Annotated in this window: 21 protein-coding genes and 4 tRNA genes; 16 read left to right on the top strand and 9 right to left on the bottom strand. The window is 62.7% G+C overall.

Features of this window, described 5'->3' with window-relative positions; genetic code table 11:
* Positions 1-116: 116 nt before the first annotated feature.
* From aruF to astE, 6 genes are all read left to right on the top strand, one after another.
* Complete coding sequence (aruF, locus tag A4C63_RS12315; protein ID WP_063912886.1) at positions 117-1,136, top strand: arginine/ornithine succinyltransferase subunit alpha; 1,020 nt, start codon at positions 117-119, stop codon at positions 1,134-1,136.
* A gap of 78 nt (positions 1,137-1,214) precedes the next feature.
* Entirely contained in the window at positions 1,215-2,243 is a 1,029-nt protein-coding gene (gene astA / locus A4C63_RS12310) for an arginine N-succinyltransferase (protein WP_063912885.1), read from the top strand.
* The gene (astD, locus tag A4C63_RS12305) at positions 2,244-3,707 is read left to right on the top strand and encodes a succinylglutamate-semialdehyde dehydrogenase (protein ID WP_063912884.1); all 1,464 of its coding nucleotides are present in this window, start codon (positions 2,244-2,246) and stop codon (positions 3,705-3,707) included. It begins immediately after the preceding gene.
* A gap of 23 nt (positions 3,708-3,730) precedes the next feature.
* Positions 3,731-5,080, top strand: coding sequence for an N-succinylarginine dihydrolase (gene astB / locus A4C63_RS12300; protein ID WP_063912883.1), 1,350 nt, complete (start codon positions 3,731-3,733; stop codon positions 5,078-5,080).
* Positions 5,081-5,094: 14 nt separating this feature from the next.
* Positions 5,095-5,385: a hypothetical protein gene (locus A4C63_RS12295; protein WP_063912882.1), complete on the top strand. Its 291-nt coding sequence runs from the start codon at positions 5,095-5,097 to the stop codon at positions 5,383-5,385.
* Between the two features lie 10 nt (positions 5,386-5,395).
* Positions 5,396-6,403: a succinylglutamate desuccinylase gene (astE, locus tag A4C63_RS12290; RefSeq protein ID WP_063912881.1), complete on the top strand. Its 1,008-nt coding sequence runs from the start codon at positions 5,396-5,398 to the stop codon at positions 6,401-6,403.
* A 48-nt stretch (positions 6,404-6,451) separates the two neighbouring features.
* On the opposite strand, the gene A4C63_RS12285 is transcribed toward astE, so the two are convergent.
* Complete coding sequence (locus A4C63_RS12285) at positions 6,452-7,624, bottom strand: M91 family zinc metallopeptidase (RefSeq protein WP_063912880.1); 1,173 nt, start codon at positions 7,622-7,624, stop codon at positions 6,452-6,454.
* Positions 7,625-7,947: 323 nt separating this feature from the next.
* Here A4C63_RS12285 and alaS point away from each other — a divergent pair, with 323 nt between their 5' ends.
* From alaS to mgtE, 7 genes are all read left to right on the top strand, one after another.
* A complete protein-coding gene (gene alaS, locus A4C63_RS12280) occupies positions 7,948-10,572 on the top strand; it encodes an alanine--tRNA ligase (protein ID WP_063912879.1) in 2,625 nt (874 codons plus the stop codon).
* A gap of 147 nt (positions 10,573-10,719) precedes the next feature.
* Positions 10,720-11,955: an aspartate kinase gene (locus A4C63_RS12275; protein WP_013973645.1), complete on the top strand. Its 1,236-nt coding sequence runs from the start codon at positions 10,720-10,722 to the stop codon at positions 11,953-11,955.
* 165 nt (positions 11,956-12,120) lie between these two features.
* Positions 12,121-12,309 (top strand): carbon storage regulator CsrA, encoded by a 189-nt coding sequence (gene csrA / locus A4C63_RS12270; protein WP_003254503.1) that lies wholly within the window; start codon positions 12,121-12,123, stop codon positions 12,307-12,309.
* Positions 12,310-12,381: 72 nt separating this feature from the next.
* A tRNA-Ser gene (locus tag A4C63_RS12265) sits at positions 12,382-12,472 on the top strand.
* Positions 12,473-12,578: 106 nt separating this feature from the next.
* Positions 12,579-12,655 (top strand) — tRNA-Arg (locus tag A4C63_RS12260).
* 73 nt (positions 12,656-12,728) lie between these two features.
* Positions 12,729-12,805, top strand: a tRNA-Arg gene (locus tag A4C63_RS12255).
* Between the two features lie 516 nt (positions 12,806-13,321).
* Complete coding sequence (gene mgtE / locus A4C63_RS12250) at positions 13,322-14,764, top strand: magnesium transporter (RefSeq protein WP_025340118.1); 1,443 nt, start codon at positions 13,322-13,324, stop codon at positions 14,762-14,764.
* A 207-nt stretch (positions 14,765-14,971) separates the two neighbouring features.
* Here the strand turns inward: mgtE and A4C63_RS12245 are convergent, their stop codons facing one another.
* Positions 14,972-15,298, bottom strand: coding sequence for an Arc family DNA-binding protein (locus A4C63_RS12245; RefSeq protein WP_012273554.1), 327 nt, complete (start codon positions 15,296-15,298; stop codon positions 14,972-14,974).
* Between the two features lie 346 nt (positions 15,299-15,644).
* On the opposite strand from A4C63_RS12245, the gene phnN reads away from it, so the two are divergent.
* Entirely contained in the window at positions 15,645-16,238 is a 594-nt protein-coding gene (gene phnN / locus A4C63_RS12240) for a phosphonate metabolism protein/1,5-bisphosphokinase (PRPP-forming) PhnN (protein WP_063912878.1), read from the top strand.
* Between the two features lie 111 nt (positions 16,239-16,349).
* Positions 16,350-16,426 (top strand) — tRNA-Arg (locus A4C63_RS12235).
* Between the two features lie 17 nt (positions 16,427-16,443).
* Here the strand turns inward: A4C63_RS12235 and A4C63_RS12230 are convergent.
* From A4C63_RS12230 to A4C63_RS12220, 3 genes are all read right to left on the bottom strand, one after another.
* Complete coding sequence (locus A4C63_RS12230) at positions 16,444-16,770, bottom strand: AzlD domain-containing protein (RefSeq protein WP_063912877.1); 327 nt, start codon at positions 16,768-16,770, stop codon at positions 16,444-16,446.
* Entirely contained in the window at positions 16,767-17,501 is a 735-nt protein-coding gene (locus A4C63_RS12225; RefSeq protein ID WP_063912876.1) for an AzlC family ABC transporter permease, read from the bottom strand. The genes A4C63_RS12230 and A4C63_RS12225 overlap by 4 nt, the downstream gene beginning before the upstream one ends.
* A 393-nt stretch (positions 17,502-17,894) precedes the next feature.
* The gene (locus A4C63_RS12220; protein WP_063912875.1) at positions 17,895-18,428 is read right to left on the bottom strand and encodes a hypothetical protein; all 534 of its coding nucleotides are present in this window, start codon (positions 18,426-18,428) and stop codon (positions 17,895-17,897) included.
* 215 nt (positions 18,429-18,643) lie between these two features.
* Here A4C63_RS12220 and A4C63_RS12215 point away from each other — a divergent pair, with 215 nt between their 5' ends.
* Positions 18,644-19,642: a diguanylate cyclase gene (locus tag A4C63_RS12215; protein ID WP_063912874.1), complete on the top strand. Its 999-nt coding sequence runs from the start codon at positions 18,644-18,646 to the stop codon at positions 19,640-19,642.
* 200 nt (positions 19,643-19,842) lie between these two features.
* Here A4C63_RS12215 and lpdA read toward each other — a convergent pair whose 3' ends face one another.
* The 4 genes from lpdA to A4C63_RS12195 are packed head-to-tail and all read right to left on the bottom strand — an operon-like array spanning position 19,843 to position 24,789.
* Positions 19,843-21,222 (bottom strand): dihydrolipoyl dehydrogenase, encoded by a 1,380-nt coding sequence (lpdA, locus tag A4C63_RS12210; protein ID WP_063912873.1) that lies wholly within the window; start codon positions 21,220-21,222, stop codon positions 19,843-19,845.
* 2 nt (positions 21,223-21,224) lie between these two features.
* Entirely contained in the window at positions 21,225-22,496 is a 1,272-nt protein-coding gene (locus A4C63_RS12205; RefSeq protein WP_063912872.1) for a dihydrolipoamide acetyltransferase family protein, read from the bottom strand.
* Positions 22,497-23,555 carry an alpha-ketoacid dehydrogenase subunit beta gene (locus A4C63_RS12200; protein WP_063912871.1) on the bottom strand — a complete coding sequence of 353 codons (1,059 nt, stop codon included), beginning with the start codon at positions 23,553-23,555 and terminating at the stop codon, positions 22,497-22,499.
* A gap of 1 nt (position 23,556) precedes the next feature.
* A complete protein-coding gene (locus A4C63_RS12195) occupies positions 23,557-24,789 on the bottom strand; it encodes a 3-methyl-2-oxobutanoate dehydrogenase (2-methylpropanoyl-transferring) subunit alpha (RefSeq protein ID WP_063912870.1) in 1,233 nt (410 codons plus the stop codon).
* Between the last annotated feature and the right edge of the window lie 109 nt (positions 24,790-24,898).

The following is a 24,898-nucleotide window of genomic DNA, read 5'->3' as shown; positions in this document are numbered from 1 at the left end:
CGGCGCAGGCTCAGCCCGTGCCTGGGCCGGTGATACCCGATTCCAGTGCAGGTGCCAATGCACTTGCCGTTTTTCCGTGCCGCCGTGAGCGGCCCGTATTCCAAAGGAGTGACACCATGCTGGTGATGCGCCCCGCGCAAATGGCTGATCTGAACGAAGTGCAGCGCATGGCTGCAGACAGCCCCATTGGTGTCACCTCGTTGCCGGACGACGCTGCTCGCCTGGGCGACAAGATCGCCGCTTCCGAGACTTCCTTCGCCGCCGAGGTCAGCTTCAACGGTGAAGAAAGCTACTTCTTCGTGCTCGAAGACAGCGAAACCGGCAAGCTGGCCGGCTGCTCGGCCATCGTCGCTTCGGCCGGCTATTCCGAGCCGTTCTACAGCTTTCGTAACGAGACCTTCGTGCATGCCTCGCGCGAGCTGAAGATCCACAACAAGATCCACGTGCTGTCGCTGTGTCACGACCTGACCGGCAATAGCCTGCTGACCAGCTTCTATGTGCTGCCGGAACTGGTGAACAGTGCCTGGGCCGAGCTCAATTCGCGTGGCCGCCTGCTGTTCATGGCCGCGCACCCGGAGCGTTTCGCCGACTCGGTGGTGACCGAGATCGTCGGCTACAGCGACGAACAGGGTGAATCGCCGTTCTGGGATGCCATCGGCCGCAACTTCTTCGACCTCAACTACGCCGACGCCGAGCGCCTGTGCGGCCTGAAGAGCCGCACCTTCCTCGCCGAGCTGATGCCGCACTACCCGATCTACGTACCGCTGCTGCCGGACCTGGCGCAAGAGGCCATGGGCCAGGTGCACCCGCGTGCGCAGATTACCTTCGACATCCTCATGCGCGAAGGCTTCGAGACCGAGCACTACATCGACATCTTCGACGGTGGCCCGACCCTGCATGCGCGTACCTCGGGTATCCGCTCGATCGCCCAGAGCCGGGTGGTGCCGGTGAAGATCGAGGACGCGCCGGTCAAGGGCGGGCGCCCATACCTGGTGTGCAACGGCCAGCTGCAGGACTACCGCGCAGTGCTGCTGGACCTGGACTGGGTGCCTGGCAAGCCGGTCAGCCTGAACCTGGCTGCCGCCGAGGCGCTGGGGGTGGGCGAGGGTGCCAGCGTGCGCCTGGTCGCGGTCTGAGGTCTGGCAACAGACGTTTGCGGATTGATGCGTTAGCAGAGTTTCGCGCCGGCTGCCGCCGTCGCACAAGGAGATAGCATGATCGTTCGTCCTGTACGCAGCAGCGATTTGCCTGCGTTGATCGAATTGGCACGCAGCACCGGGACCACCGGGCTGACCACGCTGCCGGCCAACGAAGAGCGCCTGGGGCATCGCGTTGGCTGGGCGGAAAAAAGCTTCCGTGGCGAAGCCGAGCGCGCCGACACCGACTACCTGTTCGTGCTGGAAAACGACGAAGGCCTGGTGGTTGGCATCAGTGCCATCGCCGGTGCCGTCGGCCTGCGCGAGCCCTGGTACAACTACCGGGTCGGCCTGACCGTCAGCGCCTCGCAGGAGCTGAAGATCTACCGCGAAATCCCCACCCTGTTCCTGGCCAACGACCTGACTGGCAACTCCGAGCTGTGCTCGCTGTTCCTGCGCAGCGACTACCGCTCGGGCCTCAATGGCCGCCTGTTGTCGCGGGCGCGCATGCTGTTCATGGCCGAGTTCCCCGAGCTGTTCGGCAAGAAGATCATTGCCGAAATGCGCGGCATGTCCGACGAGCAGGGCCGCTCGCCGTTCTGGGAAAGCCTGGGCCGGCACTTCTTCAAGATGGAGTTCAGCCAGGCCGACTACCTCACCGGCGTGGGCAACAAGTCGTTCATTGCCGAGCTGATGCCGAAGTTCCCGCTGTACACCTGCTTCCTGTCCGAGGCGGCGCGCAACGTGATCGGCCGCGTGCACAAAGACACCGAGCCGGCGCTGGCGATGCTCAAGCAGGAAGGCTTCAACTACCAGGGCTACGTCGACATTTTTGACGCCGGCCCCGCCATCGAGTGCGACACCGACAAGATCCGCGCCGTACGCGAAAGCCAGACCCTGGTGCTGGCCGTGGGCACACCGGGCGATGACGCCACTCCTTACATCATTCACAACCGCAAGCGCGACGACTGCCGCATCACGGCTGCACCTGCGCGGCTGGCCGCCGGTACCCTGGTGGTCGACCCCTTGACGGCCAAGCGCCTGCGCATGGGTGCCGGCGACAACGTGCGCGCGGTGCCGCTGTCGGCAAGCCGGGAGGCCAAATAAATGACCACGCATTACATCGCAGGCAACTGGCAGGCCGGCCGGGGCGAAACCCTGCAGTCGCTCAACCCGGTGACGCAAGCTGTCGTCTGGGAGGGGCAGGGCGCCGACGCCAGCCAGGTGGAGGCTGCCGTGCAGGCTGCGCGCCATGCCTTCCCGGCCTGGGCGCAACTGAGCCTGGAAGCGCGCATCGATGTGCTGGAGAAGTTCGCCTCGCAGCTGAAGGCGCATGCCGAAGCGATGGCCCAGTGCATTGGCGAGGAAACCGGCAAGCCCCTGTGGGAATCGGCGACCGAAGTCACCAGCATGATCAACAAGGTAGCGATCTCGGTGCAGAGCTACCGCGAGCGTACCGGCGAAAAGAGCGGCCCGCTGGCCGATGCCACGGCCGTGCTGCGGCACAAGCCCCACGGTGTAGTGGCGGTGTTCGGCCCGTACAACTTCCCCGGCCACCTGCCCAACGGTCATATCGTGCCGGCACTGCTGGCGGGCAACTGCGTGGTGTTCAAGCCCAGTGAGCTGACGCCCAAGGTCGCCGAACTGACTGTCAATTGCTGGATTGCCGCCGGGCTGCCGGCGGGTGTGCTCAACCTGGTGCAGGGTGCACGTGAAACCGGTGTGGCGCTGGCCGCCAACCCGGGCATCGATGGCCTGTTCTTCACCGGCTCCAGCCGCACCGGCAACCTGCTGCACCAGCAGTTCGCCGGCCGGCCGGACAAGATCCTGGCCCTGGAAATGGGTGGCAACAACCCGCTGGTGGTGGATGAGGTCAAGGACCTCGATGCGGCGGTGTACACCATTATCCAGTCGGCATTCATTTCCGCCGGCCAGCGCTGCACCTGCGCCCGTCGTCTGCTGGTGCCGCAAGGCGCCTGGGGCGATGCGCTGATCGCGCGGCTGGTCGAGGTGAGCAGATCCATCACGGTCGGCGCGTTCGACCAGCAGCCGGCGCCGTTTATGGGCTCGGTGATTTCGCTGCAGGCGGCGCGGGCGCTGATTGCGGCCCAGGCCGAACTGGTCGCCAAGGGCGCCGTGAAACTGCTGGAAATGACCCAGCCGCAGGCCGATGCCGCACTGCTGACCCCGGGTATTGTCGATGTCACCGCTGTGGCCGAGCGCCCGGACGAAGAGTTCTTCGGCCCGCTGTTGCAGGTGATCCGCTACACCGACTTCGATGCTGCCATCAATGAAGCCAATAACACCCAGTACGGCCTGGCCGCCGGCTTGCTGTCCGACTCCCACGCCCGTTACCAGTACTTCTGGCTGCGCAGCCGCGCTGGCATCGTCAACTGGAACAAGCAACTGACCGGTGCCGCCAGCAGTGCGCCGTTCGGCGGCGTGGGTGCCAGTGGCAACCATCGCGCCAGCGCCTATTACGCGGCGGACTACTGCGCTTACCCCGTGGCTTCGCTGGAGACCGCCAGCCTTGCCTTGCCGGCAACCCTGACGCCGGGCGTCACCCTATAACAACAGGTCACGGAGCCTAGCCGATGAAATCCTACGAAGTGAATTTTGATGGCCTGGTGGGGCCTACCCACAACTATGGCGGCCTGTCCTACGGCAACGTGGCTTCGCAGAGCAACAGCCAACAGGCTTCCAACCCGCGCGAAGCTGCGCGCCAGGGCCTGGCGAAGATGAAAGCGCTGGCCGACATGGGCTTCAAGCAGGGCGTGCTGGCGCCGCAGGAGCGCCCGGACGTGGCCGCACTGCGCCGCCTGGGCTTCAGCGGCAGCGATGCCGAAGTGATCCAGCGCGCCGCCAGGGAGGCCATGCCATTGCTGGTGGCCAGCTGCTCGGCCTCGAGCATGTGGGTGGCCAACGCCGCCACGGTCAGCCCCAGTGCCGACACCGCCGACGGCCGCGTGCACTTCACTGCTGCCAACCTCAACTGCAAGTACCACCGCAGCATCGAGCACCCGACCACCAGCCGCGTGCTGGGTGCCATGTTCAGCAACGACAAACACTTTGCCCACCACGCAGCGTTGCCTGCCGTGGCGCAGTTCGGTGACGAGGGCGCAGCCAACCACACGCGCTTCTGCCGTGCGTACGGCGAGGCCGGCGTGGAGTTCTTCGTCTACGGCCGCAGTGCCTTCGACAGCCGCTTCCCGGCACCGCAGAAGTACCCGGCCCGGCAAACCCTGGAAGCCTCCCAGGCCGTGGCTCGGCTGCATGGCCTGAGCGATGACGGCGTGGTCTACGCTCAACAGAACCCGGCCGTGATCGACCAGGGCGTATTCCACAACGATGTGATTTCGGTGGGCAACGGCGAGGTGCTGTTCTACCACGAGGACGCGTTCCTCGAGACCGACGCGGTACTTGGCCAGCTGCGGGCTAAACTGGCCAGCAAGGGTGGCAACTTCCAGGCCATCTGCGTGCCGCGGGCAGCGGTGACGGTGGAGGACGCGGTGCGTTCCTACCTGTTCAACAGCCAGCTGCTCAGCCGCGACGACGGCTCCATGCTGCTGGTGGTGCCGGAAGAGTGCCGCAACAACGAGCGGGTCTGGGCCTACCTCGGCCAGCTGACCGCCCAGGGCGGCGCGGTGAAGGAGGTCAAGGTGTTCGACCTCAAGCAGAGCATGCAGAACGGCGGTGGGCCGGCTTGCCTGCGTTTGCGCGTGGCGTTGAAGGAAACGGAACTGGCAGCGGTCAACCAAGGCGTTATCATGACCGCCTCGCTGTACGACACTCTGGTGCAGTGGGTCGACAAGCACTACCGCGATCGCCTTGGCGAAGCGGACCTGGCCGACCCGCAGCTACTGGTGGAATGCCGTACGGCACTGGACGAATTGACCCAGATCCTGAAGTTGGGCTCGGTGTATCCGTTCCAACGCCAACCTTGAAGAGAGACTTTGCAATGACCGACGCCCTGCGCCTGATCCTCGAAGATGAAGACGGCACCCAGCTGGAAACTTCCTGCACCCGCTTTGCCGTGGTCTGGCAGGGCAAGGAAGTGTGGATTCAGCAGGATGGCCGTGGCCAGCTGCTGATCGGCGTGGATGTCGAGGAAGACGACACCGAGTACGCCAACCTGCTGTTGCGTCCGATGGCCACCAACCTGGTCAGCCTGCAGCTGGAAATGGAGCCGGCTGAAGTCGCTGAAGACGACGATCACGTCCATGGCCCTGACTGCGGCCACCACCACTAAGGAAGTCCCTATGCTCGCCCTTGGCAAATTGCTTGAGCTGACCCTCACCGATCACGAACCGGCCGAGAAGACCCAAGTGACACCCAAGGGCGCGCGTTTGCGCTGGCTGGGGGAGGGCGCGCTCGAAGTGCGCCCGGCCGAAAACGAGGATTGCGGGCTGGACTTGCTGTTGTCCGCCGGCATCCACGGCAACGAAACGGCACCGATCGAGTTGCTCGAGCGGCTGTTGCATGGTGTGGCCAACGGCAAGATCAAACCCAAGGCGCGGGTACTGTTCCTGTTCGGCAACCCGGCAGCGATCCGTAAGGGCGAGCGCTTCATCGAGCAGGACATCAACCGCCTGTTCAACGGACGCCACGAACTGTCCAGTGGCTTCGAAGCATTGCGTGCCGCCGAGCTGGAACAGTTCGCCCGGGTGTTCTTCAGCAAGCCGGGGCGCAGCCGCCTGCATTACGACCTGCATACTGCCATCCGAGGCTCGAAGATCGAGCAGTTCGCCTTGTACCCCTATAAAGAGGGGCGCAAGCATTCCCGTCGCGAGCTGGCACGCCTGGCGGCGGCGGGCATGGAGGCGGTGTTGTTGCAAAGCAAGTCTTCCATTACCTTCAGCGCCTTCACCTACGAGCAGCTGGAGGCCGAAGCCTTCACCCTGGAGCTGGGCAAGGCCCGCCCGTTCGGCCAGAACGAGCTGGTCAACCTCGACAAGCTGGAAGCGCGGCTGATCCACATCATCGAAGATACCGAGCCACGGGGCCCAAGCTCGCTGGATGGCCTGCAGCTGTTCAGCGTATCCCGCGAGATCATCAAGCACAGCGACAGCTTCCTCTTGCACTTGCCGGCGGACATCGAGAATTTCTCCGAGCTGAGCAAGGGCTACCTGCTGGCCGAAGACCTGGCCGAGACGCGCTGGGTGGTCGAGGAGGAGGGCGCACGCATCATCTTCCCCAACCCCAAGGTCAAGAACGGCTTGCGCGCCGGGATCCTGATCGTGCCGGATTCCGGGCAGCGCCTGGGTTGAATTGCGGCTTGGGCATATGGCTCGCGCAAGGCGTACCGTATGCAGGGTTCAATAATACGTGCGCGCTGGCAGCCCTAGCTCCAGTCGTAATGCATTCTCGTTGAACGGCGAGGGGTTGGTGTCGGTAGGCGGTGTTTCCGGGTCGTCGTCAAAATCGAATGCGAGACCGCTTGGCAGGCCAATGGCTTGCAGACGCGCCTTCTTTACCTGGATCTGCCGACGATCAATGCTCTTGATCGGGGTACTGCCAGGTATCGTCGTGCCATCGAATGCGTTGTATGCCTCGCATAGGCAACGGTAAAGATCGAACAGTGGCAAATTGTCGCTGTCCGAGCGCATCAGGTTGAATGCCAGAACACCACCCTCCGCAGGCCAGCCTGGTACCCATTCCAGTCGGCTGTTTTGCCGCAGGTGATGATCACTTTCGGTGGGGTCTGTAACGTACACCTCGAAATCAGTGGCCCCTTGTGTTTCGGTAATCCTTATCCACGAATGCTTTGCCAGTTCGGTCAGGAGTCGCTGGCCGCAGTGCGTGTGGCGGAGGAAGGCCAGGTGGTTGCTCACTGACCGTTTGAAGGTATCGCTGCCTTGTATGTCGAAGGTGTTGCTGGCGAGTTGGTCGAGCGGCGCGGCGAGAGGCAGCTGGAAACGGGCGTCACCCGGCTGGTTGCGGGCATAGATGACCGAATCATGTGGGTCTGCGACCAGGGTGTGGCCGCTGATGCGGCTGCTTGCTGCAGCGCTCTTGATGAACGTCAGCCCCTCGCCCACGTTGATTTGCGCGTCCCCGGTGCCCGTGAACACTTCGGTGATGCCGCCGCCGGTAGTAATGCGCGCATTGCCATTTGCCGCCTGGATGATGATGGGTGTCCTCACATCGCTTGCCACGCGAACGTTGGCCTCGCCGTCTGCCGTCTTGATAATGAGGGTATGCCTGCGGGTCGGTGCGAGGATGAATCTCTTGTTGCCGACCGTGGCCATCAGGTGACAATCGTAAGTGGAGATGTCGATATCCACCTCGGCGGCATGGCTCTGGATCACCATGTGATGTTTGCCGGGGATCTGGCCCTGCTCGAACCACACTTGCTCCAGAAGGACATCTACCTTGTCGTCTCGGTACTCGAAGAATCGATGAACGGCTCTGCCATCCGTGGATGTGTCGACCCATTGTTGAAAACCGCTGGTTCTTCCAGAAATGAAGTAGATCGGGTTGGGGTGCATGAGCGACCTCGCTTGCAGTGGGTTGGGTTATGCGACAGGCGCCGCATTGGCCAAGGCTAAGAGGCCGGGCAGACGGGGGTGTGGTACTTATCTGGCTCAAGGCGCGCATGGCGAATGTGGTGCGGGCAGGGCGTTGTGACGAGGCGTTGAACCGTATAGCCTCCACTTTGATGTTCGAAATGACGATTTCATGCCGAATGGCCATTTCGGGCGTATAAACACACTGCATCCGCCGTTGAGGCTGGATATAATGGCGCCCTTTGCCGTCGTTTCGTCGATTCGACGTATTAGCCCAAACGGCCGCCGTTTCCGTGGAAGAACCTATGAAAAGCGCAGAAATCCGTGAAGCCTTCCTTCGCTTCTTCGAAGAGCAGGGACATACCCGAGTCGCCTCCAGTTCGCTGATCCCGAACAACGACCCGACCCTGCTGTTCACCAACGCCGGCATGAACCAGTTCAAGGACTGCTTCCTCGGTGCGGAGAAGCGTGCCTACACCCGTGCCGTCAGCAGCCAGAAGTGCGTGCGCGCAGGTGGCAAGCACAACGACCTGGAAAACGTCGGTTACACCGCGCGTCACCACACCTTCTTCGAAATGCTGGGCAACTTCAGCTTCGGCGACTATTTCAAGCGCGATGCCATTACCTTCGCCTGGACCTTCCTGACTTCGGAAAAATGGCTGAACCTGCCCAAGGAAAAGCTCTGGGTCACCGTCTACGCCACTGACGACGAAGCCTACGATATCTGGACCAAGGAAGTCGGCGTGCCGGCCGAGCGCATGGTGCGAATCGGCGACAACAAGGGCGCCCCGTACGCCTCCGACAACTTCTGGACCATGGGCGACACCGGCCCGTGCGGCCCATGCACCGAGATCTTCTACGACCACGGCCCGGACATCTGGGGCGGCCCACCCGGCTCGCCGGAAGAAGACGGCGATCGCTACATCGAGATCTGGAACAACGTCTTCATGCAGTTCAACCGCACCGCCGACGGCGTGCTGCACCCGCTGCCAGCGCCGTCGGTGGACACCGGCATGGGCCTGGAGCGCGTCAGCGCCGTGCTGCAGCACGTGCACTCGAACTACGAGATCGACCTGTTCCAGAACCTGCTGTCGGCCGCGGCCAAGGCCATCGGTTGCAGCAATGACGGCCAGGCCTCGCTGAAAGTGGTCGCCGACCACATCCGTTCGTGCGGCTTCCTGATCGCCGACGGCGTGCTGCCGTCCAACGAAGGCCGTGGCTATGTGCTGCGCCGCATCATTCGCCGCGCCTGCCGCCACGGTAACAAGCTGGGCGCCAAAGGCAGCTTCTTCTACCAGATCGTTGCCGCGCTGGTCGCCGAAATGGGCGAGGCCTTCCCGGAGCTGAACAGCCAGCAGGCGCACATCGAGCGCGTGCTCAAGGCTGAAGAAGAACAGTTCGCCAAGACCCTGGAGCAGGGCCTGCGCATCCTCGAGCAGGACCTGGCCCAGCTCAAGGGCGAGGTAGTGCCGGGCGACGTGGTGTTCAAGCTGTACGACACCTACGGTTTCCCGATGGACCTGACCGCCGACATCGCCCGCGAGCGCGAGCTGACCATCGACGAGGCCGGCTTCGAACGCGAGATGGACGCCCAGCGTGAGCGTGCCCGTTCTGCCAGCGCCTTCGGTATGGACTACAACAGCCTGGTCAAGGTCGACAGCGCCACCGAGTTCCTCGGCTACGATGCCACTGAAGGCCAGGGCAAGATCATCGCCCTGTACAAGGACGGCCAGGCCGTCGACCAGCTGGGCGAAGGCGAGCAAGGCGTGGTCGTGCTCGACCGCACGCCGTTCTACGCCGAATCCGGTGGCCAGGTGGGTGACACCGGCTTCCTGCAGGCCGGTGCTGCGCGCTTCGACGTGCGCGACACCACCAAGACCGGCGGTGCCTTCCTGCACCACGGCGTGGTTGCCAGCGGTGCGCTGGTGATCGGTTCGCCAGTCGTGGCCAAGGTCGATGCCGACGTGCAGCACGCCACCTCGCTGAACCACTCCGCCACCCACCTGTTGCACGAAGCGCTGCGCCAGGTACTGGGCGAGCACGTACAGCAGAAAGGCTCGCTGGTCGACAGCCAGCGCCTGCGTTTCGACTTCAGCCACTTCGAGGCGGTGAAACCGGAGCAGATCAAGGCCCTGGAAGACATCGTCAACCGCGAAGTGCGCAAGAACACTGCGGTGGAAACCGAACTGACCGACATCGAAACCGCCAAGGCCAAGGGTGCCATGGCGCTGTTCGGCGAGAAGTACGGCGACACCGTGCGTGTGCTGAGCATGGGCGGCGATTTCTCGGTGGAGCTGTGCGGCGGTATCCACGCCAAGCGTACCGGTGACATCAGCCTGTTCAAGATCATCAGCGAAGGCGGCGTGGCCTCTGGCGTACGCCGTATCGAAGCGGTCACCGGCGCTGCTGCGCTGGCCTACCTGAACGCTGCCGAAGAGCAGGTCAAGGAAGCCGCGCAACTGGTGAAGGGTAACCGTGACAACCTGATCGACAAGCTGTCGGCTGTGCTCGAGCGCAACCGCCAGCTGGAGAAGCAGCTGGAGCAGCTGCAGGCCAAGGCCGCCAGCGCCGCCGGGGACGATCTCTCCAATGCGGCCGTTGAGGTCAAAGGCGCCAAGGTGCTCGCCGCCCGCCTGGATGGGCAGGACGGCAAGGCCCTGCTGGCGCTGGTCGATCAGCTGAAGAACAAGCTCGGCCACGCAGTGATCCTGCTGGGCAGCGAGCATGAGGGCAAGGTCGTGCTGGTGGCCGGCGTGACCAAGGACCTCTCCAGCCAACTCAAGGCTGGCGATCTGATGAAACAAGCCGCTGCGGCGGTGGGTGGCAAGGGCGGTGGCCGTCCGGACATGGCCCAGGGTGGTGGCGTCGACGTCGCTGCACTGGACCAGGCCCTGGCGCTGGCCGTGCCATTCGCAGAGCAGGGACTTTGAGATGAGGGGGCCGGCGGTCTAGTGGCCTGTACGGCTAATTCTTGCACTCGAATTTGGGTGCAAGAATTAGCCACACAGGCCACTCCTGCCGGCCTCTTCATGTTGGATTGTTTTTTGGGGCCCTGTATGGGCTGAGGCACCATTGAAATGGCGTTGATCGTACAGAAATTTGGCGGCACCTCTGTCGGTTCCATCGAGCGGATCGAGCAGGTAGCCGATAAGGTCAAGAAACACCGTGAGGCGGGCGACGACCTGGTGGTTGTGTTGTCGGCCATGAGCGGTGAAACCAATCGCCTGATCGACCTGGCCAAGCAGATCACCGATCAGCCGGTTCCGCGTGAACTGGACGTGATCGTGTCGACCGGTGAGCAGGTCACCATTGCCTTGCTGACCATGGCCTTGATCAAGCGTGGTGTGCCAGCGGTGTCCTACACCGGCAACCAGGTGCGCATTCTCACCGACAGCGCGCACAACAAGGCGCGCATCCTGCAGATCGACGACCAGAAGATTCGTGCCGACCTCAAGGAAGGCCGCGTGGTCGTGGTGGCGGGCTTCCAGGGCGTCGACGAGCACGGCAGCATCACCACCCTGGGCCGTGGCGGCTCCGACACCACGGGCGTGGCCCTGGCGGCTGCGCTGAAGGCTGACGAGTGCCAGATCTACACCGACGTCGATGGCGTCTACACCACCGACCCGCGCGTTGTGCCACAGGCCCAGCGCCTGGAGAAGATCACCTTCGAAGAGATGCTGGAAATGGCCAGCCTCGGTTCCAAGGTGCTGCAGATCCGTTCGGTGGAGTTCGCCGGCAAGTACAACGTTCCGCTGCGCGTGCTGCACAGCTTCAAGGAGGGTCCGGGTACCCTCATTACCATTGATGAAGAGGAATCCATGGAACAGCCGATCATTTCCGGTATCGCCTTCAACCGTGATGAAGCCAAGCTGACCATTCGCGGCGTGCCGGACACCCCGGGCGTGGCCTTCAAGATCCTCGGCCCGATCAGCGCCTCGAACATCGAGGTCGACATGATCGTGCAGAACGTTGCCCACGATAACACCACCGACTTCACCTTCACCGTACACCGCAACGAGTACGAGAAGGCGCAGAGCGTGCTGGAAAACACTGCCCGCGAAATCGGTGCCCGTGAAGTGATCGGCGACACCAAGATCGCCAAGGTTTCGATCGTCGGCGTCGGCATGCGTTCGCACGCCGGTGTTGCCAGCCGCATGTTCGAAGCCCTGGCCAAGGAGAGCATCAACATCCAGATGATCTCCACCTCCGAGATCAAGGTTTCGGTCGTGATCGAAGAGAAGTACCTGGAGCTGGCCGTACGCGCGCTGCACACCGCGTTCGAGCTCGACGCTCCGGCACGACAGAGCGAGTAATACGCTGCCTGGAAGGGCGCGGCTTGCCGCGCCCTTCGCGTTTCTGCTCGCCACGCAGGCCTGTCCTGCCCTGTGTGGCGATCAACCGGGCCCTGGTCGTCGTCCACGACCAGGCCGCGACACCCAAGACTGTTACCCCTGAATGTTTTGCGTAAGGAGAAAGCTATGTTGATTCTGACTCGTCGGTGCGCCGAGAGCCTGATCATTGGAGACGGCGAGATCACCGTGACGGTGCTCGGCGTCAAAGGCAACCAGGTGCGTATTGGCGTCAGCGCCCCGAAAGAAGTGGCTGTGCACCGCGAAGAAATCTACCTGCGGATCAAGAAAGAGAAGGACGAGGAGCCAAGCCTTTAATTTTTTTGAAGTTTTTTTCAAAAAAAGGGTTGCAAACGAGGAAGAGCCTGTTTAATATTCGCCTCGTGTTGCGGTGAGGTGGCCGAGTGGCCGAAGGCGCTCCCCTGCTAAGGGAGTATACCTCATAAGGGTATCGGGGGTTCGAATCCCCCCTTCACCGCCATTATTCGCTTAGGCCGCTGTAAAAAGTAAGAACGCTAAGTAGTTGATTTTAAACGAAAAAGTTCTTGCAAAAATGTTTCAGCGACCTATAATGCGCGGCAAGACACGGACTCATAGCTCAGCTGGATAGAGTACTCGGCTACGAACCGAGCGGTCGGAGGTTCGAATCCTCCTGAGTCCGCCACTTTTTGAAGTGGCTTTGCTTGCAAAGGCTGCTTCAAACAACCAGTGGTAACCTGGTCTAAAAATACCACCACGGACTCATAGCTCAGCTGGATAGAGTACTCGGCTACGAACCGAGCGGTCGGAGGTTCGAATCCTCCTGAGTCCGCCACACCCAATCAAGAAGCCCGCTCAATTGAGCGGGCTTTTTGTTTTTCTGCACCAATGAATTGTTGCTGATGTCGATCTACGCTCTTCTGTAGATTGAGCATGTGCCTTTGGGGGCCGCTGCGCGACCCTTTCGCGACACAAGGCCGCTCCTACAGAAGTACGCGATCCCTTGTAGGAGCGGCCTTGTGTCGCGATGGGCTGCAAAGCAGCCCCAAGATCGATTAGGCACCGCATACACATCCAGGCACACAACAAATGTGCTTTAACCGCCAGACCCACCGTCGCACTGATAGCTTCGAGCGTTGTCCCAGCTTTATCACGCAAACGATTGTTCTGGCCAAAATTTTAAGCGATCTGACAGCTTTAGCAGTGTATGATTGCGCCCGTCAGCCCCGCCGGGGCTTGTGGAAAACCACCATGGACTTACCCAGTAGTTACTCGCTAACAAGATTCATACAGAAAGATCTGACCGATTGATTCTCCCGGCGTGCTCCGCTGCTGGGAGTGGAGTTCGCCTATGACTGAAGTAGAAGTAAAAAAAGCGCAGGAAAGCCTGCAGGACCGCCTGGCTCAGGTGGTCGAACTGCTGCAACGCCAGCGCGTGGTCGAGGACCTGACCCACCGTCAGGAAGGCGCCCACAACGACCTGGTGGAAAACCTGGTCCACCGCCAGAACCTCGTCGAGCTGCAGCGCAAACTCGATGACCTGCACCCCGCCGACATCGCCTACATCCTCGAAGCCTTGCCCCTGGAAGACCGCTTGACGGTCTGGCAGCTGGTGCGCTCGGATCGCGATGGCGACATCCTGCTGGAAGTGTCCGACGCCGTGCGGCAATCGCTGATCGCCGACATGGACGATCACGAGCTGCTCGCCGCCGCCAAGGAAATGGACGCCGACGAGCTGGCCGACCTGGCGCCTGAGCTGCCGCGTGACGTTGTTCACGAGCTGATGGAAACCCTCGATGCCCAGCAACGCGAGCGCGTGCGTTCGGCGCTGAGCTACGACGAGGAGCAGGTCGGTGCGCTGATGGACTTCGAGATGGTTACCATCCGCGAAGACGTCAGCCTGGAAGTGGTGTTGCGCTACCTGCGCCGCCTGAAAGAGCTGCCGAACCACACCGACAAACTGTTCGTGGTCGACTATGACGGCATTCTCAAGGGCGTATTGCCGATCAAGCGCCTGCTGGTCAACGACCCGGAGAAGAAGGTGGCGGAGGTCATGGCGACCGACCCGGTCTCCTTCCACCCCGAGGAAGATGCCTATGATGCGGCGCAGGCCTTCGAGCGTTATGACCTGGTATCAGCGCCGGTTGTGGACAAGAACGAACGCCTGATCGGCCGCTTGACCATCGACGAAATGGTCGACCTGATTCGTGAAGAAAGCGAAAGCGAAGTGCTGAACATGGCCGGTTTGCGCGAGGAGGAAGATATCTTCGCCTCGGTCTGGCGTTCGCTGCGTAACCGCTGGGCCTGGCTGGCCATCAACCTGATTACCGCTTTCGTTGCGTCGCGAGTGATCGGCCTGTTCGAAGGTTCGATCGAGAAGCTGGTGGCCCTGGCTGCGCTGATGCCGATCGTGGCGGGTATTGGTGGCAACTCTGGCAACCAGACCATCACCATGATCGTGCGCGCCATGGCGCTGGACCAGGTGTCGCCGGGCAACACCAGCCGCCTGATGCGCAAGGAGCTGGCGGTATCGCTGCTCAACGGCCTGATCTGGGGTGGGGTGATCGGTGCGGTGGCATTCTGGCTGTATGGCAGCTGGTCGTTGGGCCTGGTGATGACCGCGGCGATGACCTTGAACCTGCTGTTGGCAGCCTTGATGGGGGTGTTGATCCCGATGACCCTGACTCGTCTGGGGCGTGACCCGGCGATGGGGTCGAGCGTGATGATTACTGCCGTTACCGACAGCGGTGGCTTCTTCATCTTCCTCGGCCTGGCCACACTGTTCCTGCTGTAACCGATTAGGTCTCTGTGGGAGCGGCCTTGTGTCGCGAAAGGGCTGCGAAGCAGCCCCGGAAATTTGTGCGGCGCTGCAGACATCGTGGGGCCGCTCTGCGGCCCTTTCGCGACACAAGGCCGCTCCCACGGAAATAGTGATCCCACAGCCGTGGTGAGCCCACAAAAAAGCCAGCTTACGCTGGCTTTTTCATGTTCGCTGCAAACCTCAGGAGGCGTCGGTGGCCATTTCCACATCGTGAGCGATGAGGGCGACCAGCGCGTTCTGCTGGCGGTGGGACAGTTGGCGGAAGCGTTGCAGCAACTCGCGTTCATGCAGGGACAATTCGGGGCTGTCCAGGCGCATGCTCAGCTCGTCACCCAGCGCACCTTCCTGGATAAGGCTCTGTTCCAGGCGCGCAATGATCTCGGAGTTCATGCTGCGGTGATGGTTGCGCGCTACCTCGGCAATGCGCTCACGCATTCCGTCTGGCAGGCGGACGACGAACTTGTCAGCGGTGCGGCTCGAATAAATAGCCTGTTTCATTGGGCGCATATAAATTGACCGGATTTTGGTTCAGGGGAAGCGGTTCTCAAATTGGCCGCACGGGGTGGTAGTACGACCGTGACGACGACAAAATGTTCAACCGTCGGTGAAAAATGGATGCTCATCTTGCCTCATGGTCGCCGTTTCCTTGGCGTCAATTCTGTGACAAATAGTGAGCCGGATAAAGGCTTTATGCCAGTACCAATTATCAGAAATGAGCACTGGTTTGAAAAGTTTTACATGCGCCGGCTTGCCTAACTGTCAGACTTTTGCCGTCAAAAACTGGTAAAACGCAGCAAAAGGCCTGGAAAACCCCTAGAATGCGCCGGTTTCCCTTTCATAGAGCATAGTGGCTATGCAACATGACGCAAGCGACCGCCAAACAGGGACAGGCCGGTTGATATTTCTTATAGGACCGTCTGGTTCAGGGAAAGATTCCCTGATCGACGCTTCACGTGAGCGGTTGGCCTCCGCCGGGGTGGAAATCGCCCGTCGCGTCATTACCCGTTCGGCCGAAGCCAAGGGCGAAGCCGCCCATGGGGTCACGCCCGAGCAGTTCGAAACACTGCGCGCGCAGGGGGCGTTCGCCATGCATTGGCGTGCCAATGGCCTGGATTATGGCATTCCACAACAGGTGGACCAGTGGCTGGCGGCGGGCAGGGCGGTGCTGGTGAATGGTTCGCGGGCTTATCTGGCCGAGGCGCGCCAGCGCTACCCGAACCTGTTGGCAGTGCTGGTCCAGGTCAGGACCGAGGTGCTGCGCGAGCGCTTGCTGGCCCGCGGCCGGGAAAGCGCTGAGGAAGTCGAGCAGCGCCTGGCACGTAATGCCCGCTTGCAGGCGCTGGCTGATCCGTCGGTGCAGGTGCTGGACAACTCCACCACCCTGGAAGCCGCGGTCGCGGCATTGTTCGCGCTGCTGCGTGATGAAGGTGTGTTGCCGCAGGTGTAGCATTGGCAGAAAAGGATTACGCGAAAAAGCCCGGTTGAGGCATGACAAATGCCAGCATGCTGGTTAACATGCTGGCCGTCCCGCTGTGCAGCGCTCGCTGTCGGCACTTGCGTCTCAGTAGCTCAATTGGATAGAGCATCCCCCTCCTAAGGGGAAGGTTGCAGGTTCAATTCCTGCCTGGGACGCCATTTCTCCTCGCGTATTCCTACATCCCCAAGTGCTTCAAAGCCCACAGCGCTCCCATGCCCACGATCAGCGTCAGCATCGTGCTGCGCGTACGCCACGCCACCAGCGCGGCCAGTATCGCTGCGGGTATCTGCGGGTTCATCCAGTCGAACCCCGCCAGCCGGTCAGGGAACACCACGGCCGGCAGTACCAATGCCGCCAGTACGCTGGCCGGCACATACGCCAGAGCACGGCGAAACAGTGGGGGGATGCGCAGCACCGTATGCAGCTCGATGAACGACAGGCGGATGGCGAAGGTGCCCAGGCCGATCAGCATGAAGGTTATCCACTGGGTCGTTTCGCTCATGATGCTTCCTGCTCGGTGTTGGCTTCAGGCGCGGTTTGCTGTTTTTGCCAGCTTTCGATGGCCAGCCCGGCAATGATGCCGCCCAGCGCGCCGGTCAGCAGGCCCAGGTTGTAGGGCAGATTGGCTGCCAGTACCGCCAGCACGCCCCCGGTAAGCGCCGCACCGAGGGTGGCAGCATTACGAATACCAGGTATCAGCAATGCCAGGAACGACAACGGGATGGCGAAGCCCAGCGACCAGTCTTCAGGAATGCTCGCGCCCAGGTACATGCCCGCCAGCACCGAGAGGTTCCAGCCGAAGAACATGGTGATTGCCGTACCGGCATAGTAGGGGTAGGCATACTGCCCCAGCCCACCCGAGCCCATCTTCAGTGTGCACAGGGCAAAAGACTGGTCTGACAGCATGTACGCCATGGGCCATTTGCGGTGACGTGGCAGCTGGCCCAGGTGCGGCGCAAGGCTGGCGCTGTACATCAGAAAGCGCAGGTTGATCACCAGCGCGGTGACCACCATGGTCACCGGCAGGGCGGCGCTTTGCATCAACTGCATCACCACCATCTGCGCCGAACCGGAGTAGAACAGCAGGGTCATGCCGATGGCATCGGCCGGCGACAGGCCCATGCCGATCGCCGTGACTCCGGTGATCAGGCCGAAGGGCACGATGCCGGAGGTCAACGGCAGGGCGCTGTGCACACCCTGCCTGAACGCTTGGGTCCCGCTTGGATACGGCATTTGAGTTCCTTGAATGTACAGACGGTGCAACGGCGGTACCCCCCACGTTAATGCGTGTGAAAGTTGGACACAACGCTGCGGGGTGGCCGCTGTGGAAGAGGCGTCGTTGCAGTTGGCTTGAGCGCCCTCAAGCCCTGTGCAGTATCTGTGGGAGATGGCCCAGCCCTTTGGGCTGCGCTGTCGCGTAGATAACTGAAATTGCAGGCAATCCGCGTACCCTGTGGGAGCGGCTTTAGCCGCGAAGAATCCAACGCGGTGCATGGCACCGGCTGCGCCGGTGTTCGCGGCTAAAGCCGCTCCCACAAGGCCCCTGCCAATTCAATGAGTCATGTGCAGTTCAATGAGCGGGCGTGCCCGCGAACACCGGCGAAGCCGGTGCCATTCATCGCGGCGTTATGCTTGAACTGTGCGCGCTGCCAGGTCCTGTTCATCCTCAGCGGTTTCCCGCGGGGCGGCCTGGGCGTTGATCTTCGCCTGAGTCTTTATCTCCACGTCTTCCTGCATGCGTTGGGCAAGCTGCTGGTCGATCTTTTTCCTCTGTTCGGGCGGCAAGGCGTTGTACTCGTCCTCGGTCAGGCCCAACTCACGCAACAGCTTCTCCTTGATCAACTCGCCCGGCGTCTTTTCCATGTAGTCGTGAAAGGCCTGGCGGGCGCTGCTGGTTTCTGTGGTCGCCACGTTACCCTGCTGGCTGGCGGCTGCCTCGGGGTTCTGCAGCTGTACCTTGAGCTTGGCAAAGGCTTCCTCGCGGGCGTCCTCGGCATCCTGCTGCGCAGTATTGCCCTGGCTGTTCTGTTGCGCCGTGGCATTGCCGGCGGCCACCGGCGGGCGGAACTGCGGTACATCGGCCAGGGTTTGCTCGTTGCTGGTGCGTTGTTGCTGATGCACTGTGGCCTGCCAGCCGAGGCCGGTGATGGCAATCGTCATGGGGTCCTCCTTGGAAAGGTGATTGGCAGGGTGGCGTGGCAAATGCCATGCCAGTCGTCAACACCGCGAAAACAGGGCGGTGGGGTATTCCGATGGCACCACGCTGGGCATATGCTTGCCCGTCAGAGGCATGACCTTGCCGCCTGCGGCAATGACCACCACTGTCGGCAGCCCCTTGATCGGAGCGCAGTTGCTGGGCATCAGGGAGAGCATCCATGAGTCAGGAAACCCGGCCGGTACCCGCCGGCTTCAGTGAGCAGCAGTTGCATACGTTGTTCGATTTGATCAGCGATGGTATCTGGGACTGGAATGCCAATACCGGCTACGTCTATCGCAACCCGGGCTGGTACGCCATGCTCGGCTACCCCAGCCACTCCATGGCCAACTCGGTGCTCACCTGGGAAAGCGTGATCCATCCGGAGGACTACCCGCGGGTGATGGCGCATTTCGAGGCGTACATCAATCAGCGCAACGCGCACTACCTGATCGAATACCGCTGTCGTTGCCACGATGGCAGCTACCTGTGGATCGAGGACAGCGGCTACATCATCGCCCAGAACGAGGACGGCTCGGTGGCGCGCATGCTCGGTGCCCACCGCAATATCGACGCCAACAAGCGCCTGGTGGCGCAGCTGGAACAGAGAAACCAGTCGCTGGAAAGCCAGGTGGCCGAGCGCACCCGCGAGCTGTCCTGGGTGAACCAGCAGTTGCAGCGGCAACTGGACGAAAACCGCGAGCTGGCCGAGCGCGATGCGTTGACCCGCATTGCCAACCGTTATCGGCTGGAGAAGGCGCTGCAGCTGGAGTGCGAGCGTGCCCAGCGCTTCCGTCAGCCGTTGTCGCTGATAGCCATGGACCTGGACGACTTCAAACCGATCAATGACCGCTATGGGCATGCCCGTGGCGATGCGGCGCTGGTACGGGTGGTCGACAACCTGCATACCTGCCTGCGTGAGCTGGACCTGCTGGCGCGCTGGGGTGGTGACGAGTTCATCATCGTACTGCCGCAGACCTCGCTGGGTGAGGCGCTGGAGGTGGCAGCGCGCTTGCGCCAGGCGATGGCGCAGGTGGAGCCGGTGGGCGACTGCCGGTTGACCATGAGCTATGGCGTGGTGCAATGGGAGGAAGGGGAGGACCGGCATGCGCTGCTGGCGCGTGCCGACAAGGTGCTGTACCGGGCCAAGGGGAACGGCAAGAACGCGATAGCCCAATAGATCGCGATCATTGTGGGAGCGGGCGCGCCCGCGAACACCGGCGGAGCCGGTGCCAAACACCGTGTTGGGGGCTTCGCGGGCATGCCCGCTCCCACAGAGGTGGTTTCAGGTTTTGTGTTGGACCGCCGTAAGGGCTGAATGAAAAAAGACCCGCGGCGCCTTGGGCGCAGCGGGCCAAATCGGCCTCGGCCGCTTCAGTGTCAGATATGCAGGGCGTGCCCAAGGGCGCGCAGTGCTGCTTCCTGTACCGCTTCACCCAGTGTCGGGTGGGCATGGATGGTGCCGGCCACATCCTCCAGGCAGGCGCCCATCTCCAGCGACTGGGCAAACGCCGTCGACAACTCGGAAACCGCTACGCCAACCGCCTGCCAACCCAGGATCAGGTGGTTGTCACGGCGCGCCACCACTCGCACGAAACCGCTTTTCGATTCCAGGCTCATGGCCCGGCCATTGGCGGCGAACGGGAACTGCGCGACGATGCAGTCCAGCCCTTGCTGGCTGGCTTGCTCCGGGGTCTTGCCGACCACTACCACTTCCGGGTCGGTGAAACACACCGCGGCAATTGCGCTGGGTTCGAAACGGCGTGCCTTGCCGGCGATGATCTCCGCGACCATTTCGCCCTGGGCCATGGCCCGGTGCGCCAGCATCGGTTCACCGGCCACGTCGCCGATGGCCCAGACGTTGCGCATGCTGGTCTGGCAGCGCTCGTCGATGGCGACGGCAGCGCCGTTCATCTTCAGGTCCAGGCACTCCAGGTTGAAACCTTGTGTGCGCGGCCGGCGGCCAACGGCCACCAGTACCTGGTCGGCTTCCAGGCGCAGTTGCCCGCCCTGGCCATCACGGGCCAGCAGGTAGCCGCCTTCGTAACCCTCGACGCTATGGCCCAGGTGCAGGGCGATACCCAGCTTCTTCAGCGATTCGGCCACCGGGGCGGTCAGCTCGCTGTCGTAGGTCGGCAGGATGCGCTCGCGCGCTTCCACCACGCTGACCCGCGCACCCAGCTTGCGGTAGGCGATGCCCAGCTCCAGGCCGATATAGCCGCCGCCCACCACCACCAGGTGCTGCGGCAGGGCTTTCGGCGCCAGGGCTTCGGTCGAGGAAATGATCGGCCCGCCCAGGGGCAGCATCGGCAGTTCGACACTGCTGGAGCCAGTGGCCAGCAACAGGTGCTCGCACTGGATACGCTGGCCATCGACCTCGACCTGCTTGCCGTCGAGCACCTTCGCCCAGCCATGGATCACCTTGACCCCGTGCTTTTTCAGCAGGGCGGCAACGCCAGTGGTCAGGCGGTCGACGATGCCGTCCTTCCAGGCCACGCTCTGGCCGATGTCCAGGCGCGGCGAAGCGACGCTGATGCCCAGCTCCGACGGCCCGGCAAAGCGCGAGGTCTGGTGAAACTGCTCGGCCACGTGGATCAGCGCCTTGGACGGGATGCAGCCGATGTTCAGGCAGGTACCGCCCAGTGCCTGGCCTTCCACCAGCACGGTGGGGATGCCCAGTTGCCCGGCGCGGATGGCAGCCACGTAGCCGCCAGGGCCGCCGCCGATGATCAACAGGGTAGTCTGGATAGTCTGTTGCATGCTCACTCCACGAACAGGCAGGCGGGTTGTTCGAGCAGGCCACGCACGGCCTGGATGAACAGCGCGGCGTCCATGCCATCGACCACGCGGTGGTCGAACGAGCTGGACAGGTTCATCATCTTGCGCACCACGATCTGGCCGTCGATCACCACAGGCCGCTCGACCATGCGGTTGACGCCGACGATCGCCACTTCCGGGGTGTTGACCACCGGCGTGCTGACGATACCGCCCAGGGCACCCAGGCTGGTCAGGGTGATGGTCGAACCGGACAGCTCATCGCGGCTGGCCTTGTTGTTGCGGGCAGCGTTGGCCAGGCGGGCGATTTCGCCAGCATTGCTCCACAGGCTGCCTGCTTCGGCATGGCGCAGCACCGGCACCATCAGGCCGTTGTCACCTTGGGTGGCGATGCCCACATGCACCGCGCCATGGCGGGTGATGACCTGGGCTTCGTCGTCATAGGTGGCGTTGATCTGCGGGAAGTCGCGCAGCGCCACGACCAGGGCGCGCACCAGGAACGGCAGCAGGGTCAGCTTGCCGCGGCTGTCGCCGTGCTTGCTGTTGAGTTGCTGGCGCAGGGCCTCCAGCGCGGTGACGTCGATTTCTTCCACATAGCTGAAGTGCGCGACCCGGCGCTTGGCGTCCTGCATGCGCTGGGCGATCTTACGGCGCAGGCCGATCACCGGCACCTGCTCGCTGTCGGTGCGCTTGGCATAGCCACTCGATGCTTGCCCGCCAGCGCTCTGCGGCTTGCTCATGAAGGCGTCGAGGTCTTCGTGGAGGATACGCCCGGCCGGGCCGCTACCATGCACGTAACGCAGTTCGATACCGGCATCCAGGGCGCGTTTGCGAACCGCCGGCGAGGCCAGCGGTTTGTCGCCCGGCTGGCGCGGCACGATCGGGGCTGCCTCGTGATTGACAGGCGCCTGGCACGCAGCCGGTCTGGCTTCCTTCTGCGGCTCTGGCTTGGTGGCCGCCGGGGCGGCAGGGGCTTCCACCTGCTTGGCTTGCGGCACATCCACGTGGTTGCCGCTGCCTTCCACTTCGATACGGATCAGCTCGCTGCCGACCGCCATCACTTCACCCGGCTGGCCACCCAGGGCCAGCACCTTGCCGCTGACCGGCGAAGGGATTTCCACGGTGGCCTTGTCGGTCATGACATCGGCCACCACCTGGTCTTCGGCGATCATGTCGCCGACCTTGACGAACCACTCGACCAACTCGACCTGCGCGATGCCTTCGCCAATGTCCGGCATCTTGATGACGTGCGTGCCCATTCAGACCTCCATGACCTTTTTCAATGCCGCACCTACCCGCGAAGGCCCTGGGAAGTAAGCCCATTCCTGTGCGTGAGGGTAGGGGGTGTCCCAGCCGGTGACGCGCTCGATCGGCGCCTCCAGGTGGTGGAAGCAGTGTTCCTGCACCAGTGACACCAGTTCGGCGCCAAAGCCGCAGGTACGGGTGGCTTCGTGTACCACCACGCAGCGGCCGGTCTTTTTCACCGACTCGACGATGGTGTCCAGGTCTAGCGGCCATAGGCTGCGCAGGTCGATCACTTCGGCGTCGACACCGGTTTCTTCGGCAGCCACCTGGGCCACGTACACCGTGGTGCCGTAGGTCAGCACGGTCACGTCATTGCCGGGGCGGGTAATGGCTGCCTTGTCCAGCGGCACGCTGTAGTAGCCATCGGGCACGGCGCTTTGCGGGTGCTTCGACCAGGGGGTGACAGGGCGGTCGTGGTGGCCGTCGAACGGGCCGTTGTACAGGCGCTTGGGTTCGAGGAAGATCACCGGGTCATCGCATTCGATCGAGGCGATCAGCAGGCCCTTGGCGTCATACGGGTTGGACGGCATGACAGTACGCAGGCCGCACACCTGGGTGAACATCGCTTCCGGGCTCTGGCTGTGGGTCTGGCCGCCATAGATCCCGCCACCGCAGGGCATGCGCAGGGTCAGCGGGGAGATGAATTCGCCGGCCGAACGGTAACGCAGGCGCGCCATCTCGGAAACGATCTGGTCGGAGGCCGGGTAGAAGTAGTCGGCGAACTGGATTTCCACCACTGGGCGCAGGCCGTAGGCCCCCATGCCCACGGCTGTGCCGACGATGCCGCTCTCGGAGATCGGCGCGTCGAACACGCGAGACTTGCCGTACTTGTTCTGCAGGCCTTCGGTGCAGCGGAACACGCCGCCAAAGTAACCGACGTCCTGGCCGTAGATCACCACATTGTCGTCGCGCTCGAGCATGACATCCATGGCCGAGCGCAGGGCCTGGATCATGGTCATGGTAGTGGTGGCCATGGCGGTTTCCGGGTTGATGCTGTTGTTGTGGTCGTTCATCTCAAACCCCCAGTTCCTGGCGTTGACGGCGCAGGTGGTCAGGCATTTCCTTGTACACGTCCTCGAACATCGAGGCGGCACTCGGGATGTGACCGTTGGCCAGGGTGCCGTACTGCTCGGCTTCTTTCTGCGCGGCGATCACCGCGGCTTCGAGCTCGGCAGTAGTGGCCTGGTGTTCTTCTTCGGACCAGTGGCCGATCTTGATCAGGTGCTGCTTCAGGCGGGCGATCGGGTCGCCCAGCGGGAAGTGGCTCCAGTCATCGGCCGGGCGGTACTTGGACGGGTCGTCCGAGGTCGAGTGCGGGCCGGCACGGTAGGTGACCCACTCGATCAGGCATGGGCCCAGGCCGCGACGGGCGCGTTCGGCGGCCCAGCGCGAGGCCGCGTAGACAGCGACGAAGTCGTTGCCGTCAACCCGCAGCGAGGCGATGCCGCAACCCACGCCACGGCCGGCGAAGGTGGTCGACTCGCCACCGGCGATGGCCTGGAAGGTGGAGATTGCCCACTGGTTGTTGACCACGTTGAGGATCACCGGAGCGCGGTACACGTGGGCGAAGGTGAGGGCGGTGTGGAAGTCCGACTCGGCAGTGGCGCCGTCGCCGATCCACGCCGAGGCGATCTTGGTATCGCCCTTGATCGCCGAGGCCATTGCCCAGCCGACCGCCTGCACGAACTGGGTCGCCAGGTTGCCGCTGATGGTGAAGAAGCCGGCCTCGCGTACCGAATACATGATCGGCAGCTGACGGCCCTTGAGCGGGTCGCGCTCGTTGGACAGCAGCTGGCAGATCATCTCGACCAGCGACACGTCGCGGGCCATCAGGATGCTTTGCTGGCGGTAGGTGGGGAAGCACATGTCGGTGCGGTTCAGCGCCAGGGCCTGGCCGCTGCCGATGGCTTCTTCACCCAGGCTCTGCATGTAGAAGGACATCTTCTTCTGGCGCTGGGCGACCACCATGCGGCTGTCGAAAATCCGCGTCTTGAGCATGGCGCGCATGCCCTGGCGGAGGATTTGCGGGTCGATGTCATCGGCCCATGGGCCTTGCGCGTTGCCTTGCTCGTCGAGCACGCGGACCAGGCTGTAGGCCAGGTCGGCGGTGTCGGCAGCATCGACATCGACAGGGGGTTTACGGGTTTGACCTGCATCGTTCAGGCGCAGGTAGGAGAAATCGGTCTGGCAGCCTGGCCGGCCGGTAGGCTCGGGCACATGCAAACGCAGGGGGGCGTACTCGTTCATGCTTTTTACGCTCGCTCGGGTATTTGTTTTTGTGAGCTCTGAAGCGGCCGCCGCTGAGTACCGGCTTGTGACTGGTAGGTCAGCGTCCCCTACATCTTAGTGGCCCGGC

This window comes from Pseudomonas sp. p21 (genome assembly GCF_001642705.1).
In the GTDB taxonomy this organism is placed as follows: Bacteria; Pseudomonadota; Gammaproteobacteria; order Pseudomonadales; family Pseudomonadaceae; genus Aquipseudomonas.
This window is presented reverse-complemented; position numbering and strand designations above follow the sequence as displayed.

Excerpts from the sequence above, each read along its gene's own strand:
- A4C63_RS12200 (WP_063912871.1), bottom strand. The coding sequence starts at position 23,555 with ATGAACGACCACAACAACAGCATCAACCCGGAAACCGCCATGGCCACC.
- lpdA (WP_063912873.1), bottom strand. The coding sequence starts at position 21,222 with ATGCAACAGACTATCCAGACTACCCTGTTGATCATCGGCGGCGGCCCT.
- A4C63_RS12205 (WP_063912872.1), bottom strand. The coding sequence starts at position 22,496 with ATGGGCACGCACGTCATCAAGATGCCGGACATTGGCGAAGGCATCGCG.
- A4C63_RS12225 (WP_063912876.1), bottom strand. The coding sequence starts at position 17,501 with ATGCCGTATCCAAGCGGGACCCAAGCGTTCAGGCAGGGTGTGCACAGC.
- mgtE (WP_025340118.1), top strand. The coding sequence starts at position 13,322 with ATGACTGAAGTAGAAGTAAAAAAAGCGCAGGAAAGCCTGCAGGACCGC.
- astD (WP_063912884.1), top strand. The coding sequence starts at position 2,244 with ATGACCACGCATTACATCGCAGGCAACTGGCAGGCCGGCCGGGGCGAA.
- A4C63_RS12220 (WP_063912875.1), bottom strand. The coding sequence starts at position 18,428 with ATGACGATTGCCATCACCGGCCTCGGCTGGCAGGCCACAGTGCATCAG.
- alaS (WP_063912879.1), top strand. The coding sequence starts at position 7,948 with ATGAAAAGCGCAGAAATCCGTGAAGCCTTCCTTCGCTTCTTCGAAGAG.
- A4C63_RS12195 (WP_063912870.1), bottom strand. The coding sequence starts at position 24,789 with ATGAACGAGTACGCCCCCCTGCGTTTGCATGTGCCCGAGCCTACCGGC.
- astB (WP_063912883.1), top strand. The coding sequence starts at position 3,731 with ATGAAATCCTACGAAGTGAATTTTGATGGCCTGGTGGGGCCTACCCAC.
- astA (WP_063912885.1), top strand. The coding sequence starts at position 1,215 with ATGATCGTTCGTCCTGTACGCAGCAGCGATTTGCCTGCGTTGATCGAA.
- A4C63_RS12215 (WP_063912874.1), top strand. The coding sequence starts at position 18,644 with ATGAGTCAGGAAACCCGGCCGGTACCCGCCGGCTTCAGTGAGCAGCAG.
- csrA (WP_003254503.1), top strand. The coding sequence starts at position 12,121 with ATGTTGATTCTGACTCGTCGGTGCGCCGAGAGCCTGATCATTGGAGAC.
- A4C63_RS12245 (WP_012273554.1), bottom strand. The coding sequence starts at position 15,298 with ATGCGCCCAATGAAACAGGCTATTTATTCGAGCCGCACCGCTGACAAG.
- astE (WP_063912881.1), top strand. The coding sequence starts at position 5,396 with ATGCTCGCCCTTGGCAAATTGCTTGAGCTGACCCTCACCGATCACGAA.
- phnN (WP_063912878.1), top strand. The coding sequence starts at position 15,645 with ATGCAACATGACGCAAGCGACCGCCAAACAGGGACAGGCCGGTTGATA.
- aruF (WP_063912886.1), top strand. The coding sequence starts at position 117 with ATGCTGGTGATGCGCCCCGCGCAAATGGCTGATCTGAACGAAGTGCAG.
- A4C63_RS12295 (WP_063912882.1), top strand. The coding sequence starts at position 5,095 with ATGACCGACGCCCTGCGCCTGATCCTCGAAGATGAAGACGGCACCCAG.
- A4C63_RS12285 (WP_063912880.1), bottom strand. The coding sequence starts at position 7,624 with ATGCACCCCAACCCGATCTACTTCATTTCTGGAAGAACCAGCGGTTTT.
- A4C63_RS12230 (WP_063912877.1), bottom strand. The coding sequence starts at position 16,770 with ATGAGCGAAACGACCCAGTGGATAACCTTCATGCTGATCGGCCTGGGC.
- A4C63_RS12275 (WP_013973645.1), top strand. The coding sequence starts at position 10,720 with ATGGCGTTGATCGTACAGAAATTTGGCGGCACCTCTGTCGGTTCCATC.